Raw genomic sequence first — 15,624 nt, 5'->3', positions numbered from 1 at the left:
CGTTTTTGCTGGAAATCATTTAGGCTAACTCATATCGTCATCTATAACATCCGTTTCTTTTTGTCCCGGCGCAAAGTTGCGTTGAATATCTTCCAAAAAGCATTGGACCGCAGGAGCCAAATACCGATTTTTCATAAACGTCAAATAGACCGTTCGTTCCAACGCAGGTGAATCCATCGTTTTTCGGACAATCGATACATCCTTCGGTTCAACTAAATAATTTTCAGGGATAATGGCGACCCCAAGATTTTCCCTTACCAATGTCAAAGCGGTCTCAAACCGTTCAATTTCAAATTTGATGTTCGGAAACGCTTGCTCGAGCGCAAAGGCTTTCAAAATATCTTCCCTCGTCTGGAATCCTTCCATGCTAATAATGAAGGGTTCTCTTTCCAACTCTTTGAATGTAATGGATTCCTTCCGGGATAGAGCGTGATCCCGATGCAGCACAAGGACTAACTTTTCATCATATAAAGGGAGCGATTCAATATCGTCTTCGTAGATGCACTGGTTTGTAATAATGAGATGGGTATGGTATTTCCGCAATGAATCGACTACCGCCTTTCTGCTCAGCACCTCCATCAGCTTAATATGAATGGAAGGAAAACGGCCTTGATATTCACGGATCACTTTCGGAACCCACTGCCTCACGGACTCGATCATGCCAATCACAAGCTCCCCGCTGCCGGTCTGCTTTACTTCTTCCATCTCTTTTTTCAAAATGTTCATTTGGGAAAGAAGCCGAATCGATTTTTGATACAATACGTTGCCGGCATCCGTCAGTTCGATTTTTCTCGTGCTTCGTTCAAGCAACGGCGAGCCGACCTCACGCTCCAAATTTTTAATGGCATTGCTTAAAGAAGGCTGTGATATATGCAGTTTTTGTGCGGCTTTGGAATAGCTCAACTGATCGGCGACCGTCACAAAATAATGTAATTGTTTGATGTCCAAAACCGATCTCCCCTTCGATTTATAACTTAAAGCTATTAATTTATTTATATTATATATTTTAAATGATAAGAATGTCATCATATAATGAAACAACAGAATATGCAGAAAGGGTGGGGACATTGCGAAAACATATTGGAGCCGATATATGGACCGGCCGAACGGATCATACGGAAAGAAGAAGAAGCTTTCGCTACCATCAAATCGTGGAACGGATGGATCTGGTGGATACACCATGGAAAACCTCCTCTACTAACACTTGCGCCATCATCGGTTTTGAATGCGAGGAAGGCGTTCGGCGCAATCAAGGAAGATTAGGTGCGGCGAACGCTCCGAATGCAATCAGACAAGCGCTCGCAAGCCTCCCCTGGAGAGCAGCGGAAGGTCATTGCCTTGTCGATGCGGGCAATGTGGTTTGTCCCGACGAAAAGCTTAAAGAAGCCCAGGAAGCATTGGGCCATGCCGTCTCCGACCTCTTTTCAAAATCCGCGACTCCCATTATTTTAGGCGGAGGACATGAGACGCTGTATGGACATTATTTAGGTGTCCGGCAACATATAGGACCAGATGCTTCGTTAGGAATCATCAACATTGACGCCCATTTCGACTTGCGCCCCTACGACAACCAGCCTTCATCAGGAACGATGTTCCGACAAATATTGGAGCAAGACAGCAATAGCCGCTATTTTGTGCTTGGCATCCAGCGTTTCGGAAATACACAGGAACTGTTTGACAAGGCGGACGAGCTCGGTGCCTGCTATATTTGCGAGGAAGAGATGCATGAAGGACGGATGGATGACATCACTTCTGCATTACAAGCGTTCATGGAACAACAGGATTATGTCATGCTCACCCTTTGCACCGATGTTCTCAATGCGGCATTTGCGCCGGGAGTCAGCGCTCCGTCTCCTTTCGGGTTAACGCCGATGGCTGTTCGTGCCCTTATCCGTACCGTCGCCTCTCACGAGAAAGCGCTTTCTTTCGATATTTGCGAGGTGAATCCGGCTGTTGACGAGAACGGAAGAACCGTAAAGCTAGGAGCATACTTGACGAATGAAGCCATTATGGCATTTATGGGGAGGAACAATGATGACACTGGCACTTAATCAAGTGAATACGATATTTTTGGCCGTAGCCCTGCTCGTACTAGGAACCGTCATTGTCAGAAAATCGGGAGTACTGCAAAAGTTTTGTATTCCGGCGCCCGTTGTCGGGGGTCTGCTGTTCGCCATCCTGGCCACGCTCCTGAAAACGACGGGTCTTTTGGAAGTTGCATTGGATACCTCGCTCCAAAGTCTATTCATGCTCACGTTCTTCACCACGGTAGGCTTGGGCGCAAGCTTTCAACTCATCAAATTAGGCGGCAAGCTGCTCGTCATTTACTGGCTTGCCTGCGGATTTCTGGCTTTAGCGCAAAACGTGATCGGGGTTTCCCTCGCCTCGTTATTCGGCATTCATCCGCTGATCGGGATGATGGCAGGAGCCGTATCTATGGAAGGCGGACATGGAGCGGCAAGCGCATTTGGACAAACCATTGAAGATATGGGAATCCACTCGGCATTGTCTATTGGAATCGCGGCAGCTACCTTCGGTCTTATCGCCGGTGGTCTGGTTGGCGGCCCGACTGTAAAATATTTGATGGCTAAATACAATCTGAAGCCGACGGAAACAAAAGGAGAAGCAGCGGACGTGGAAGAAAACGTTCAACCGATAACGACAAATTCCTTCTTCATCCAAGTGCTGCTCATTACATTCTGTATGGCGTTAGGGACGTATTTGGGAGAGCTGTTCACGTCAGCGACAGGCTTTGTCCTTCCCGGATATGTCGGCGCCATGTTTGTGGCCGTTATCGTCCGCAACATCGTGGATAAGCTCAATCCGAATACGATCGATATGAAGAGCATCAACCTGATTAGTGACGTGACGCTTGGCATCTTCCTGTCTATGGCGCTCATGAGCATCAAGCTATGGGAAGTAGCCGATCTTGCGCTTCCGATCTTGGTGATCGTGCTGGTACAAGTCCTATTTATCGTTCTGTTCGGGATTTTCATTTTGTTCCGGATGCTGGGCAAAAACTATGACGCCGCCGTGATGGTCGCCGGTTTTACGGGCCATGGTCTCGGCGCCACGCCCAATGCCATGGCCAATATGGCTGCGGTAACGGAGCGCTTCGGGCCTTCCCGCAAAGCGTATCTGATCGTTCCCATTGTAGGCGCCTTTCTTATCGATGTGTTTGCCGTGCCAATCATTATTACGACGCTGAATTTATTTAAATAGTATCAACTAAAAAATAATCCTGATGACTATTTGACGAAGATTATCGAAGGGGAGCTCTAGCGGCTCCCCTTCGTTCATTGGCGCGATGAATGATGGCTCTTCACGATGGCACGATAGTCTATTTTCCCGTTGGCATCCATTTTAATATTGTAAAAGGGGCTGTTTTTCGACACATACAGCGTATGGCGGCGATGAGTCAGAAATTTGAGGGTGGCACTCCCCGTGAAATACGACTCGATTTCCTCGTATAATCGCACTCTGGCCGATTCCGATTGCTCACATTGGATCTGCTGCAGGAGAGACTGCACATGTCTTCGGCCCTCTTCAGACATAGACGACATGAAGTAATTGCCCTTGGCCTGCAGCATGGCCATCGCCGACATCATCCAGTCCTTGCCGAAAGCAGTCCCCCCGACGAAGCAATCATACTTGTTGCGTGCTTCCTCGTCGATCTCCGCAGGAGATACGATCTCGAGCGAGCATTCCAGTCCATGCGCATGCAGCAGCCGCTCAAGCACCAGCGCTTCTCTCATATGATTGGCATCCGGCCGAATCTGCTGGACCCGAATGCGGATGACCGGCCACTGGATGTCAGGCTTTGGCCGTACGTTTGCCCGTGGCCTTTGACGCTCGGAACGGTGTACCAAAAAGCTTGTCGCCGCGATTTCTCCCTCTTCCTTTAAACAAAACGCATCGCTCGAGATCGCATCATACAGCCAATGCCTGGCAGCCGCATCATGAAACACACTCGTCTCATTGCAGTTGAGCAGCAAATAATCAGCCCCCTGTTCCACCTGCTCCATCTTCATCGCCTCTTCATCCGGCTCGCTCGAGATGCTGGTCGACAATCCGAATGTCAATGAATTCGGGGTATGGATCACCTCCACCTGATCAAGCCATGGCCGATAGCCAAAATAATGCTCAAAGGCTTCCAGCTTGATCAACGTATCCGTTTGGCATGCCAGACGGAATGGCCCCGCTCCTGCCGGGATGCCGAATTCGCCATCCTCAATCCAACGGAACGACACAATGGACAGCTTCGGGCTGCACAATATTCTCGGGAATAAGTAGTTGCATTCCTTCAGCTGTATCGTCAAGGAACCGTCATCCTGAATCGTAATCCGCTCGATAGCGATGAACATCCTGTCCCTGTTCACGGCTCGCCTCAATGCAGCCGCGACATCTTGACTTGTAACGGCAGAGCCATCATGGAAGCGCACTCCTTTGCGAAGCAGGATTCGCCAAGTTATCCCGTCATCGCTGCCGACAGCTTGCGCAAGATTGGGAACCGCCTGTTGAAGCTCCTGATCGAACCGAAGCAGCGGTTCGAACAACTGTTCAACGAAATGGACATCATGCCGCGAAATCGTGTGCAGCGGATCGAGCACGACGCGCGTATTCGGATACGGATAGCGGAACACATCCAATGGCTTCGCGTTATGTACAATATGGTGCAGGCCATACGCCTCCTCGATCAGCCGCTTGATCTCCTCGTCTTGGAACATATCGTGCTCCGCAATGAGTTGAAACGCCTTTTGAAATTCGTCTTTCTGCCACAGCGCTTGAAAATAAAGGCGAATCACTTCATGCAGCCCCTTTTTCAACAGTAGGCGGGGCTTCTTCCCTCTGCCTTGAAAAGAGGTCCAGCGGATTGCATCCTGCCGGTGCAGTTCTTTGAGGAGGGTCTTCGTATAACGCGTGGAGCAATGAAATACAGATGCCAGCTCGTCAATCCCCGTCTCGATCTCGATGCCTTGGGGAAAGCGTTTGGCCAGCTCAATCAAGTAAGGATACATGCTCATCCTCCTAAAAGGGGAACTAATCTTGCAATATGATCACTTTTTGTTCCTGTTTCTTCATTTTAAACTAGTTGTAACCTAGATGGAAGGAAGAAGAAGCATGACAAAGCAAGCATTACCTCATTACCGGAATTTCCATGTGTTATATGCCGGCACGTTCATCGTGACCATGGGCAGCCAAATCTATAGCTTCATCCTGCCGTTATTTATTTACGAGTGGTCCCAATCCGCCATCGCCATGAGCACCATGCGCGTGATGGATTTTTTGCCGAACGTGCTGCTTGGCATGCTGGCGGGTGCGATGGTCGACCGGATAAATCGGAGGAAGATGATGAAGTGGACAAGCATGCTGCAAGCCGCGCTGGCCTCGATCCTCGTTCTGTCGATATGGCTTGACGCGCTGCATCTTTGGCAGTTGTATCTGTTCGGTTTTTTGCTTTCGACCCTAAGCTACACCTTCGGCAATGCGAAGCATGCGATTGTGCCGCAATTGTTTCCCCGAGAGATGCTGACGGATATTCAGGCCCGATTTTCATTACTTGGAACCGTTCTCTCCATCATCGGCCCTTCCATCGCCGGCTTCCTTATCATTTGGCTCGCCTATGAATGGCTGTTCTTCATTTATGTCATCAGCCTCATCCTATTATGGCTGACCGTCTTTCTGATCGATCCGGTGCCATCGCCAGAATGGAAGACAGGGCAGACCCTGTGGCAAGATATGAAGGAAGGGATTGCCGAGCTATTCGGTAATCAGACGCTGCTTCCGCCGACATTGACCATTCTATTTACCAATTTTGCAACGAGTCTCGTTATCGGCGTTCTCGTATTTTATGCCGTAGATGGGCTGGGATCGTCGCCGCAAGAGGTGGGCTGGATGTTCTCCGTCTCTGCGTTCGGCGGCATTGCCGGCGCAAAGGGCCTGAAGATGCTGCGTAAAAAATGGAAGAGAGGCGCCATTTTCCATGCCATGCTCTGCGTGGATGCGCTCGTTCTTTGCTTATTTTTCTTCGCGGCGCATTGGTGGCAGCTCGCGATACTGTTAGCTTGCCGGACCTGCACAACCGTTATCATCAACATCATTTATTTGGCGATTCGCCAGGAATCTACCCCCAATCATTTGCTGGGACGCGTCGCAGGCACTTCTTCGATGTTCATGAAGCTCGTATTGCCGCTTGGCTTGCTCTTGTCCGGTCTATGGGCCGAGCATCTGCCGATCCCCTGTCTGTTCCTGATCTCCAGTGCCGTTGTCGCGTTCCTGGCCATCTATTTAGCCAAGGGTTCATTTCGATCGGCCGCGTAAAAATAAGCGTAAACATGCTCTCGTCATGTTTACGCTTATTAGAATAATAATCTATAGAGGTTGTTTCAATCCTATATACTCTCCTGCTTTATTGCATCAATAATGTTTTCCTTTTTTACTTTTGCGCTGGAGTATAGCATAGCTGAACTAACGATGACAAATACGGCAGCGATGACATAAATAACACTCATCCATGGAAATACAAATCCATAGTTAAATTTGTTCATCATCGCTCTGTAGATCAAGTACATCACGACGAAGCTGCTAGGAAGCCCGTAACACAGCGACTTGATTCCATAAAAGATGCTTTCATAGTTCATCATTTTGTTAAAGCCCTTGGGAGTAATCCCAACCGATTTCAGCATCGCAAATTCCCGCTTGCGCAAAGAGATGCTCGTAGAGATCGTATTAAAAATATTCGCAATCGAAATCAATGAAATTAATGCGATAAAGCCGTAAGAAAATACGGACATCAACAGAATCTTCTGTTCGTTCTGTTTTCGATATTGATACAGATTGTGAACAACCAAATTCGCCTCTTTCAGATCTTCAATTTTCTGCTGCGTTTTCATTGGATCCGAGCTTTGCAGGTAGAGATAGGTGTGACTTTCATCCTTCCCGTTATCGTACATAAACTGATCCATGATTCGCGCTGACACGATAATATTTAATCTGCCTAACCCTTCTGTAACCATCCCCATCGGATATTGATCGGTCAGTGCAGCTATTTTCACTTTGTTTACAAGTATATCTTTTACTGATTCCCTATCAAAAACTGTAGAAATGACATCGATACTTTGGCCAACTTTCTTATAAATGGCCTTCGCTTCGACGTATTTTTCAGTTTCCATATCTTTATAGTGAATCGTATCGATTACAATCGCCGCTACATGTGTTGGGTCCGTTAGCTGGTTGTAATCTGCACCAACTGCTTTGGCATAAGCCTTCAGATTAGAATCATTTAATGCATTTATCCGAATAAAGTAAGGGTATTTTCCATCCCTAAGCCTGCTTTGATCCTCCTTTACCATCTCTTTCAATTGATCAGCGATTACTGCTTCTTCTAACCAAGCCTCCCCGTATAACTCGTGAATGACGCTGTATTCCTCTACATCATCAAGGGATGCAATGGATTGAAGCAACCGATCGTCTATTCTTTTTTCATTGCCGTACGACACTTGAAGATCATAATTGACGCCATCCTGTGAGAGTACCAATGATTCTTTCAAGCTGGCGGTGAAAAAGGAGACGACAAGAAACAGAACGATACTAATAGCGAGTGAAAATACAATCGCGTTGTATCTTCGCTTGTTTCTTTTTAAGTTTTTCAATCCTATCTCTGCTTCGATTCCGAAGAGCCGGCGAATGAACATCGGCGTCCTCACGGCTTTCCCCGCAAGCTTCACATCGGTGGTTTGGCGAATCGCATCAATGGCGGAGATCTTAGACGCTTTTATGGCTGGGAAATACGTTGAAATGAAAATCGTCAGCATCGAAACGACACAGGCAATCAAGAGCGACAGCGGCGTGACGATGACCGTTAACTTTTCCGTAATCCCTAATGCCCCTTGAAGCATGGAGTTAATGATCCACAAGGTCATCCCAATCCCGACAAGACCGCATATCATTCCCGTGGGAATACTGATCAAGCCAATGATAACACCTTCAAAGAACACTGAATTTCTCTTCTGCCTTTTCGTAGCCCCCACGCTCGCAAGCATCCCTAAATGACGGGAACGCTCCGAGACGGAAATCGCGAACGCGTTATAGATCAACGAAACCGAACCGATCATAATGACGGCCATAATAATGGCTGATAATGAAAACAACGTGTTTTGCGCAGCTTCGCTCTTGGCCACGCCATAATAGTGAAGCAACTCGTGATTATATTGGACGGATTCGATGTTATTGTTCTTTGCCAAATTTTCCGCATGAGCGAACAAGGAACGATTGACTTTCTGCAAGACAACCGCCGCATTGACTTGATCGTTCGCCCCCAGCAGGTTCTCATCCACATAGCTAATCGCCGTATATCCCGGCGCCCACGTCGGTTCCCAGGCAGGGCGCTTGATGATGCCGACAATCGTGTACTCCCTTGTCGCGACATTTTGTAAGGTCTCGGTCACATTGTCATTTTCCACTCGTAATGCTTCCCATTGATTGAGCGGCTTTTCCGTGCCTTCAGTGAACCGTTCGCCAACCTGGAGCGCGAGCTGATCGCCGATCTCGCAGTTGACCTTTGCGTTCGTTGCGATGGCCTCGGAAATCACGACTTCCTTGTCTGTGCGCGGAAGACGCCCTTTGCTCAACTCAATCGGGAATTCAGCTAAACCTTGTGCATTATACTCCTTGATGAACAAATATGGCTTGCTTGGATTTTGACCTCCCGCCAAAGGAGCGTAGCCGCGATCTCTTATGAGCACAACGGTTATTGTTGCATCATCATTTTGAATCGCTTCAAGTTGTTCTCTGTTTACATCCTTGTATAGGACATGCCATTCCCCTCCATCCGCGATGGTTTGCCTTTTCATGACATCCAAATAAGAAAAAGCAAGCGTGGCCACAGCTGTCACCATCGCCACCGAAATCACGACGCCAATGATGGTGACCAGCGTTCGTTTCTTGTTGTACTTCATATGTCTGACGGTGAGTCTATTGACGATATTCATGGGCGAATCACCTCATCCTTGGCGATCCGTCCGTCTTCAATCGAGATGACCCTATCCGCTTGCAGAGCAATCCGTTCATCATGGGTAATCACGATCAGCGTCTGTTGGTAGGTTTTGTTGCACATTTTCAGTAAGTCGATGATCTCGCTGCTATTCTTGCTGTCCAGGTTGCCAGTGGGCTCATCCGCCAGCATAATCGCCGGATTGCCAATGAGTGCTCGGCCAATCGAGACTCTTTGCTGCTGTCCGCCGGATAACTGATTCGGCAGGTGGTTCAGACGCTGCTGCAGGCTCAATGTCTTGACGAGATCGTCAAGCTGCTTCCGATCCACCTTCTGCTTATCAAGCAAGAGCGGCAGCGTAATATTTTCTTCCACCGTCAGGACGGGAATCAGATTGTAGAACTGATAGATCAAGCCGATTTGCCTGCGTCGAAAAATCGCTAACTGCGTTTCATTCAAGCTGTACATGTCCGTATTATCAACGAGGATTTTGCCGCTGGTCGGCCGGTCCACGCCGCCTAACAGATGCAGCAGCGTCGATTTCCCTGATCCGGATGGACCGATAATGGCGACGAACTCCCCTTTTTGGACCGAAAAAGAAACATCATCAAGCGCTTTAACCGATGATTCGCCCTTCCCGTAAATTTTAGACAGATGTTCGATTTGTAAAATGGTCATGATACAACCTCCATAGATGTGCTGATGGAACTCATTTTATCTGTCTAAAATGACTTTCCAGTGACTCCGAAAATGACAGTTTAGTCACCTGGGCTTAAATCACCTGCTTGTAAAACTTAATCCGAAACTGCGTCCCCTTATCCTTGTCGCTCGCTACGTCAATCACACCGTTCTGACTTGTAATCATGCTGTGAGCCATCGACAGACCAATGCCGATGCTGCCCTCGCTCGCATCCTTCCCTTTATAAAACCGTTTAAAAATATAGGGCAAATCTTCCTTCGGGATTCCTTTGCCATTATCTTCGATAATGAGTTCCGTAAATAACGCATTTTCCGAAAAAGAAATGGCGATCGCTCCGCCTTCCTCCGTGTGCTCGACACAGTTCTTCAAAATATTGATGAGCGCTTCGGCCGTCCACTGGAGATCGCCAACAAATGCGACGGTATCTTCTCCCTGAACCGAAACCGATATGTCTTTAATATCCATTGGAATGAGGACAGGCTCCAACACCTTTTGTACGAGCATGTTCACCGGTACCCGATCTTGTTTAAATTGTACCGTCTTCGCCTCAATTTTTGAGAGCTTCAGCAAGGAAGTGACCAGCCAATCGATTCGTTCAAGCTGAATCCGAATATTGCGCGAAAACTCCGTTCTTTTCGCTTGAGGCAGCTCGGGATCGCGCAACAAATCGGCCATGACTGTCATGGAAGTCAGCGGCGTTTTGAGCTGATGGGAGATATCAGAAATGGCATCGGTCAGTTGGATTTTATCTTGCTGCAAAAGAGAACGGTGCTCGGACAACATGAGTGTCACTTTATAAATATCATTCTTCAAAATGCTAAGCTCGCCTTCTTGATTATCGCGAACATCAAGCGAATCATTGCCGCTGCTAATTTGGCGCAAATAGGCAGACAGCTTTTCGATTTCGCGGTATCTCCATCGCGTGAATGCGAGGCTGCTCCCCATAAGCAAAGCGGTGGCAGCGAACACGAGCGCCGCAGCGACTGGCGATATCCAAGCGGCAGCAACGGTCGCCGTCAAGCTGATGAAGCCCATCGTTAGCAGCAAAATTTGAATCTCCCGGTTCCGCAGCATCTAATCACCAACCTTATAACCCAGACCGCGGACGGTTTTGATCAGCGTCGGACGCTGCGGTTGATCCTCCAGCTTTTCCCGCAGCCTTTTGATATACACCGTTAATGTATTATCATTCACGAAGTCCCCTGCGACATCCCAGATCTGCTCCAGCAGCTGGTTTCTCGTAAGCACCTGCCCAATATGATTGGCGAAAATGAGCAGCAAGCGATACTCTAAAGCCGTCAGCGGAATTTCCGCGCCGTGTTTATACACCTTTCCCTCGAGCATATTAATGCGAACCTGATCTATCTCGATGATCGACCTGGTCTGAGACGGCTTATGGTATCTCCGCAAGACGGATTTGATTCGCGACAGAAGCTCGCGAACGCGAAAAGGCTTCGTAATATAATCATCCGCCCCCATATCCAACCCCATGACAACATTGACCTCATCATCTATCACCGTTAAAAAGATGACCGGAATATCTCTCCGCTCTTTGACGAGCTTGCACAATTCATAGCCGCTGCCATCGGGTAGGGATAAATCAAACAAGCATAACGCGAATTGATCCAGATCTTCAGCTATCACCTTTTTTGCCGATGCAATATCATGACAAAGAACAGTAGAAAAGTGATCCTGCTGCAGTGAATACTCAAGACCAGACGCAATCGTTTTATCATCTTCCACGAGCAAAATTTTCATCTAAAGATCATCCTAACTATATTTTACTTTGAGAAAATTAATTATATATAGAATACAAAGTCATTCTTCCATCTTAATAAGCTCTTTTTTAATGTCATCCCTAAATGTAACAGAAAATGAATTGAAAATCTTTTGCCCACTCTATTGGGTACGACCGAAAATGCCGTCCATGGTCAATCATACACGGCCCTTATCGTCAGAAGGCTCTGATTTGCTCTTGACATTCATGGTGAAGTCTTTATAATGATAAAGTTTAAACTATATGTGAAATCTGTAACAAGGAGAGCGAATCATGTGGTTTTTATTTGCTTTATTAACAGCTTTAGCTTGGGGAGGTGCTGATCTATTTTATAAAAAAGGCAGTGATAGCCATGATCGGTTCAGCCATATTAAAATCGCCATTATGGTAGGCTTGGTTATGGGGATTCACGCCACGGCTTATATGTTCATCCAGGGAATCAACTTTGATCCCTTAGACTTAATTCGCTATTTTCCCGTATCTGCACTTTACATCTTGTCGATGACGATCGGTTATATTGGTTTACGATATATGGAGCTTTCCATTGCATCTCCCATACAGAATTCTTCAGGAGCCGTCACGGCCATACTGTTGTTCATTTTTTTCACCCACGACCTGAGCATCATTGAAATATTGGGTGTGACCATTATTACTTTAGGCGTTATTGGAATTGCTATTTTGGAAAAGAGAGCTGAACGCGAAGCTCTCCAGAACCGTGCAACACGAATTGATAAAAAATATCAAATCGGCTTTATGGCCATCACATTCCCGCTTCTATACTGCTTAATCGACGGGCTCGGAACCTTTGCCGATGCGATTTATTTGGATGAGCTGAGTCTGATCAGTGAAGACGCTGCCCTGCTCGCTTATGAATTCACCTTTTTCATTTGCGCTGTGTTCGCATTTACATACCTCAAGTTTATAAAAAAACAGCAGTTCAACATGTTCAAAGAACGTGTTAAAGGTTATGCTGCCATATTTGAAACAACGGGGCAATTCTTCTATGTGTTCGCCATGTCCAGCAACGCCATTATTGCAGCCCCCCCTTATTGCTTCCTACAGCATTTTTTCGGTCATCCTGTCCCGATTATTTCTTAAGGAACGGTTGAACAAGAAGCAATATGCGATTATTGTCGTTGTAATCATTGGCATCGCATTGTTAGGTATTGCTGATGAGCTGTAAACTCTTTGGTTTCACAGAACACAAAAAGCCGACCTTACGTGGTCGGCTTCATGATGGTGGAGGCGGCTTTCCGGGTTACAAGTTCAGTTCAGTTTCTGACCACAATTCGGGCAGAAGTTAGCCCCTTCGTTTTTCGCACCGCAGTGAGGGCAGAAGTTAGGCTTTTTATTGCCTTCAGAAGGAGTGGAAGCAGCAGGCGCTGTCTCAGCCGAAGGCTTTTGGTTTTGGTTCATATTTTTCATCATTTCATTGGCGATGTTCATCCCCATCATCATACCCGCCATGTCCGAGGCAGCGCCGCCGCCTTGTACTTTGCCGGATGCAATACCGTCTGTCATGGTAACCTGTTGATACTTCTGCACATTGCCGATCATCTCATGGGAAGCCGTCTTCGTAATCATATCTTGGATTTCTTGAGGGTAATTGAAGCTCATGACTTGAAAGCCTGTAATCGTCATCCCGTTGTCCATCACTTGCATATCCAGATCTTCGCGAATCCCTGCGGCAATATCGGAAGCATTCGCCTGCAGGTTGAACATGTCCTTCCCTTCCCGGCTGATCCACTTCATTAACAACTGATCCAACACGGAAGTAATCCGGATTTTCACATCCTCGACCAGATAACTGTCTTTCATCCCGGCAATCTTATCGATCAGCGTCACGTAATCGTTCACTTTAAAATTGAACGTGCCGTTAGCGCGAATGGGCATGCCGCCCGGAAGCTGGGGAGACGGGATCAGAACCGGGTTCTGCGTTCCCCATCTGACGGTGAACTCCTTCGTGTTGACGAATAAGACTTCCACCCTCATCCCGCTGTTAAAACCAAATTTAAACCCTTTTAGCGTGGACAGGAACGGGATAATGTCAGAATCAATGTTATACTCCCCTTCATCCTCAAAAATCCCTTCGATCTTGCCGTTATTTACAAAAATCGCATCTTGACCGGAGCGGATAATTAACTTGGATCCTTTTTTAATCTCCCGGTTGCTCCACTTCCAAAAAATCATATCGTCTCTAAATTCTTCCCATTCCACAACATTCGCAAATTGGTTTCTGAAGAACCCCATTCTATACCCATCCCTTCACTAAAAGTGTATGTGAACTACCTCTAAAATGATCCTCTGCTGCCGCTATGCGAATGACCGCCTGAGGTGGTCCCTCCGCCTCCGCCTCCGCCGCTTGAGCCGCTGCTGCTGCTGCTGCTTCGTTCGATCTTCCGTTTCGTTGTGCTGGTATGAAGGTAAGTATCCTCATAATCCACAACTCCCGAAGTGCTTGCATCCTCGTAGGTCCGCGAATTTACCGTAATACGGCCGCCGGAACGGCGAACCATCAAGGTTACGATCCCCCCTCCGAGTGCCAGCGCAATGCCCAATTGAACCCACGTATTAAAAAAAATATTGTCCGGGTTTACACCTAGGCGGAACCCCATATATTTATGTGCCGTTTGGATATACTTTTGAAAAGCCAGCTTATAATCGCCGCTCGTTAAATCCGGAGTGATCTTGTCACGTATCTTATCAAACCTCTCGTCATCGAGATACGTCTTCGCCTTATAGAATCCGGCCAAATACACATCCCGATGAGTCATGTCCAGCATCAAAATGACGGCATTGCCATGAGGCTTATCGTAACCGGGCGCATAGTCATCGTAGAAATCCTGCGTCATTTTCTTCACGTCGTAAGCTTCCGGGCTGTTGATCGTCATAATCATCATGTCCGTTTCTCGTTCGGCTCCGTATTGATTAGCCAATGCGTTCAGCTCATCATATTCCTGCTGATTGAGCAGTTCCGCTGTATCAAAAATCAATTGCTTCTCCTTCGTTGCGGCCGCTTCGCCCGCAATCATGTCCATAGGGACGGCAAGCATCATGACGAAGAAGAACAGGACGGCAAGGATCACTCTCTTCCTTCTCACCAAAATCCACCCCCTATTATCCAAGAGGACACTAGGTGCAGTGTAAGGAAAGAGATACCTGAAATACCTGCAAACCATCCGGCCACTTTCATCTTGCTAATCGGAGGCTTGCCGACCACCTTGCCCGTCTGGCCGTTCATAGCAAACGTATACTTCCTTTTATTGTAGTCATATTGTACCATCCATACCGGAAGCAGAACATAATCGGCACGTTCTAGCTCTGTATCGATGTCTACATCGGTATAGTTCACGGTAGCGTACCCTGACACCGTAGAATTAATATAGGAATAGATATATTTATCTATTTTATCTTTAACCCGAGGGTATAGCTCCTCGTCGTTATAACTGTATTTTTCGGCAATGTAACCGGCAAGATACGGAGTTTTAAAGCTTTCCAGCTTATCATAAGGAAAAGGCTCCAATTTATCCATCAGTTCATCATTCATTTTCTCCGAAGCATCAATCGGCACCTTTACATAATCCAGACAGATCTCCCGATATAAGTCATAATAATCCGTTTTGGTATACTCGTAGTCGCCTGATCTATAAGTGCTCACTTTCGTGGCACGGGCATAAACCTCCACGTCATTATGCAAATCATAGAGCCAAAAAGGCACGTACAACCCGGTTATTCCCTTAATTCGATCCGCTGTCATAAACCCGCTTGGCGTTACAAGGCCTTTCCCGCACCATTTTCGGAATGCTTTCATCGCTTGTTCCTTACTAATGGAAAAAGGGATGATCTTCACCGGAGCCAACTCCCCGGTCAGCCGATCGCTGAGAACAACGGCTGAACCGCAAAAGCTGCAGCTCGTTGCACTCGTCTCCGCTTCGGTCATAATGACGGCTCCGCAGCTATTGCAATGATACTCCCTGGCCTCATCTTCTTCTGAAAAAACATGTTTCGTCAGAGGATCGGGAATTTGCTCGATATTGTCTTTTCTTCCGCAGCTATAGCAGGATAACATCCCTGTGTCAGCGTCAAAAACCATCCCGCTGCCGCAGTTTGGACATTTGTACTCGATAATCGGCATCTGCTCACCCCTATCACAAA

The 15,624-nt window shown here is 47.2% G+C and carries 12 protein-coding genes and 1 pseudogene; 4 read left to right on the top strand and 9 right to left on the bottom strand.

All coding sequences use genetic code 11. The features are described 5' to 3' along the window. Positions 1–24: 24 nt before the first annotated feature. Positions 25–948 (bottom strand): LysR family transcriptional regulator, encoded by a 924-nt coding sequence (locus tag LQV63_RS25460; protein WP_233698756.1) that lies wholly within the window; start codon positions 946–948, stop codon positions 25–27. Positions 949–1,067: 119 nt separating this feature from the next. Between LQV63_RS25460 and hutG the strand changes: the two genes are divergently transcribed. Both hutG and gltS read left to right on the top strand, forming a co-directional pair. Further along, positions 1,068–2,051, top strand: coding sequence for a formimidoylglutamase (hutG, locus tag LQV63_RS25455; RefSeq protein WP_233698755.1), 984 nt, complete (start codon positions 1,068–1,070; stop codon positions 2,049–2,051). Further along, entirely contained in the window at positions 2,035–3,222 is a 1,188-nt protein-coding gene (gltS, locus tag LQV63_RS25450) for a sodium/glutamate symporter (protein WP_233698781.1), read from the top strand. The genes hutG and gltS overlap by 17 nt, the downstream gene beginning before the upstream one ends. 74 nt (positions 3,223–3,296) lie before the next feature. On the opposite strand, the gene LQV63_RS25445 is transcribed toward gltS, so the two are convergent. Next, positions 3,297–5,018: an ABC transporter substrate-binding protein gene (locus LQV63_RS25445; RefSeq protein WP_233698754.1), complete on the bottom strand. Its 1,722-nt coding sequence runs from the start codon at positions 5,016–5,018 to the stop codon at positions 3,297–3,299. Between the two features lie 103 nt (positions 5,019–5,121). Here LQV63_RS25445 and LQV63_RS25440 point away from each other — a divergent pair, with 103 nt between their 5' ends. Beyond that, positions 5,122–6,321, top strand: a complete 1,200-nt coding sequence (locus LQV63_RS25440; protein WP_233698753.1) for an MFS transporter — start codon at positions 5,122–5,124, stop codon at positions 6,319–6,321. A 71-nt stretch (positions 6,322–6,392) separates the two neighbouring features. Here LQV63_RS25440 and LQV63_RS25435 read toward each other — a convergent pair whose 3' ends face one another. From LQV63_RS25435 to LQV63_RS25420, 4 genes are all read right to left on the bottom strand, one after another. After that, complete coding sequence (locus LQV63_RS25435) at positions 6,393–8,990, bottom strand: ABC transporter permease (protein ID WP_233698752.1); 2,598 nt, start codon at positions 8,988–8,990, stop codon at positions 6,393–6,395. Continuing rightward, positions 8,987–9,670 carry an ABC transporter ATP-binding protein gene (locus tag LQV63_RS25430; protein WP_111156475.1) on the bottom strand — a complete coding sequence of 228 codons (684 nt, stop codon included), beginning with the start codon at positions 9,668–9,670 and terminating at the stop codon, positions 8,987–8,989. The genes LQV63_RS25435 and LQV63_RS25430 overlap by 4 nt, the downstream gene beginning before the upstream one ends. A 94-nt stretch (positions 9,671–9,764) precedes the next feature. After that, positions 9,765–10,766 (bottom strand): sensor histidine kinase, encoded by a 1,002-nt coding sequence (locus tag LQV63_RS25425; protein ID WP_233698751.1) that lies wholly within the window; start codon positions 10,764–10,766, stop codon positions 9,765–9,767. After that, complete coding sequence (locus LQV63_RS25420) at positions 10,767–11,450, bottom strand: response regulator transcription factor (protein WP_233698750.1); 684 nt, start codon at positions 11,448–11,450, stop codon at positions 10,767–10,769. Positions 11,451–11,742: 292 nt separating this feature from the next. Here LQV63_RS25420 and LQV63_RS25415 point away from each other — a divergent pair. Continuing rightward, positions 11,743–12,652 (top strand): annotated as a pseudogene (locus LQV63_RS25415) (EamA family transporter). Positions 12,653–12,735: 83 nt separating this feature from the next. Here the strand turns inward: LQV63_RS25415 and LQV63_RS25410 are convergent. The 3 genes from LQV63_RS25410 to LQV63_RS25400 are packed head-to-tail and all read right to left on the bottom strand — an operon-like array spanning position 12,736 to position 15,604. After that, complete coding sequence (locus LQV63_RS25410; RefSeq protein WP_019419736.1) at positions 12,736–13,719, bottom strand: SPFH domain-containing protein; 984 nt, start codon at positions 13,717–13,719, stop codon at positions 12,736–12,738. A gap of 41 nt (positions 13,720–13,760) precedes the next feature. Further along, positions 13,761–14,570: a TPM domain-containing protein gene (locus LQV63_RS25405; protein ID WP_233698749.1), complete on the bottom strand. Its 810-nt coding sequence runs from the start codon at positions 14,568–14,570 to the stop codon at positions 13,761–13,763. Beyond that, a complete protein-coding gene (locus LQV63_RS25400) occupies positions 14,567–15,604 on the bottom strand; it encodes a TFIIB-type zinc ribbon-containing protein (protein WP_233698748.1) in 1,038 nt (345 codons plus the stop codon). The genes LQV63_RS25405 and LQV63_RS25400 overlap by 4 nt, the downstream gene beginning before the upstream one ends. Between the last annotated feature and the right edge of the window lie 20 nt (positions 15,605–15,624).

The sequence above is a fragment of the Paenibacillus profundus genome (assembly GCF_021369635.1).
In the GTDB taxonomy this organism is placed as follows: Bacteria; Bacillota; Bacilli; order Paenibacillales; family Paenibacillaceae; genus Paenibacillus_B; species Paenibacillus_B profundus.
The sequence above is the reverse complement of the archived record's forward strand: the minus strand, read 5'-3'. Positions and strand labels throughout refer to the sequence as shown.

What these genes read in the sequence shown, in the direction of transcription:
- gltS (WP_233698781.1), top strand. Translation starts at nt 2,035, where the DNA reads ATGACACTGGCACTTAATCAAGTGAATACGATATTTTTGGCCGTAGCC.
- LQV63_RS25445 (WP_233698754.1), bottom strand. Translation starts at nt 5,018, where the DNA reads ATGTATCCTTACTTGATTGAGCTGGCCAAACGCTTTCCCCAAGGCATC.
- LQV63_RS25440 (WP_233698753.1), top strand. Translation starts at nt 5,122, where the DNA reads ATGACAAAGCAAGCATTACCTCATTACCGGAATTTCCATGTGTTATAT.
- LQV63_RS25435 (WP_233698752.1), bottom strand. Translation starts at nt 8,990, where the DNA reads ATGAATATCGTCAATAGACTCACCGTCAGACATATGAAGTACAACAAG.
- LQV63_RS25430 (WP_111156475.1), bottom strand. Translation starts at nt 9,670, where the DNA reads ATGACCATTTTACAAATCGAACATCTGTCTAAAATTTACGGGAAGGGC.
- LQV63_RS25425 (WP_233698751.1), bottom strand. Translation starts at nt 10,766, where the DNA reads ATGCTGCGGAACCGGGAGATTCAAATTTTGCTGCTAACGATGGGCTTC.
- LQV63_RS25420 (WP_233698750.1), bottom strand. Translation starts at nt 11,450, where the DNA reads ATGAAAATTTTGCTCGTGGAAGATGATAAAACGATTGCGTCTGGTCTT.
- LQV63_RS25410 (WP_019419736.1), bottom strand. Translation starts at nt 13,719, where the DNA reads ATGGGGTTCTTCAGAAACCAATTTGCGAATGTTGTGGAATGGGAAGAA.
- LQV63_RS25400 (WP_233698748.1), bottom strand. Translation starts at nt 15,604, where the DNA reads ATGCCGATTATCGAGTACAAATGTCCAAACTGCGGCAGCGGGATGGTT.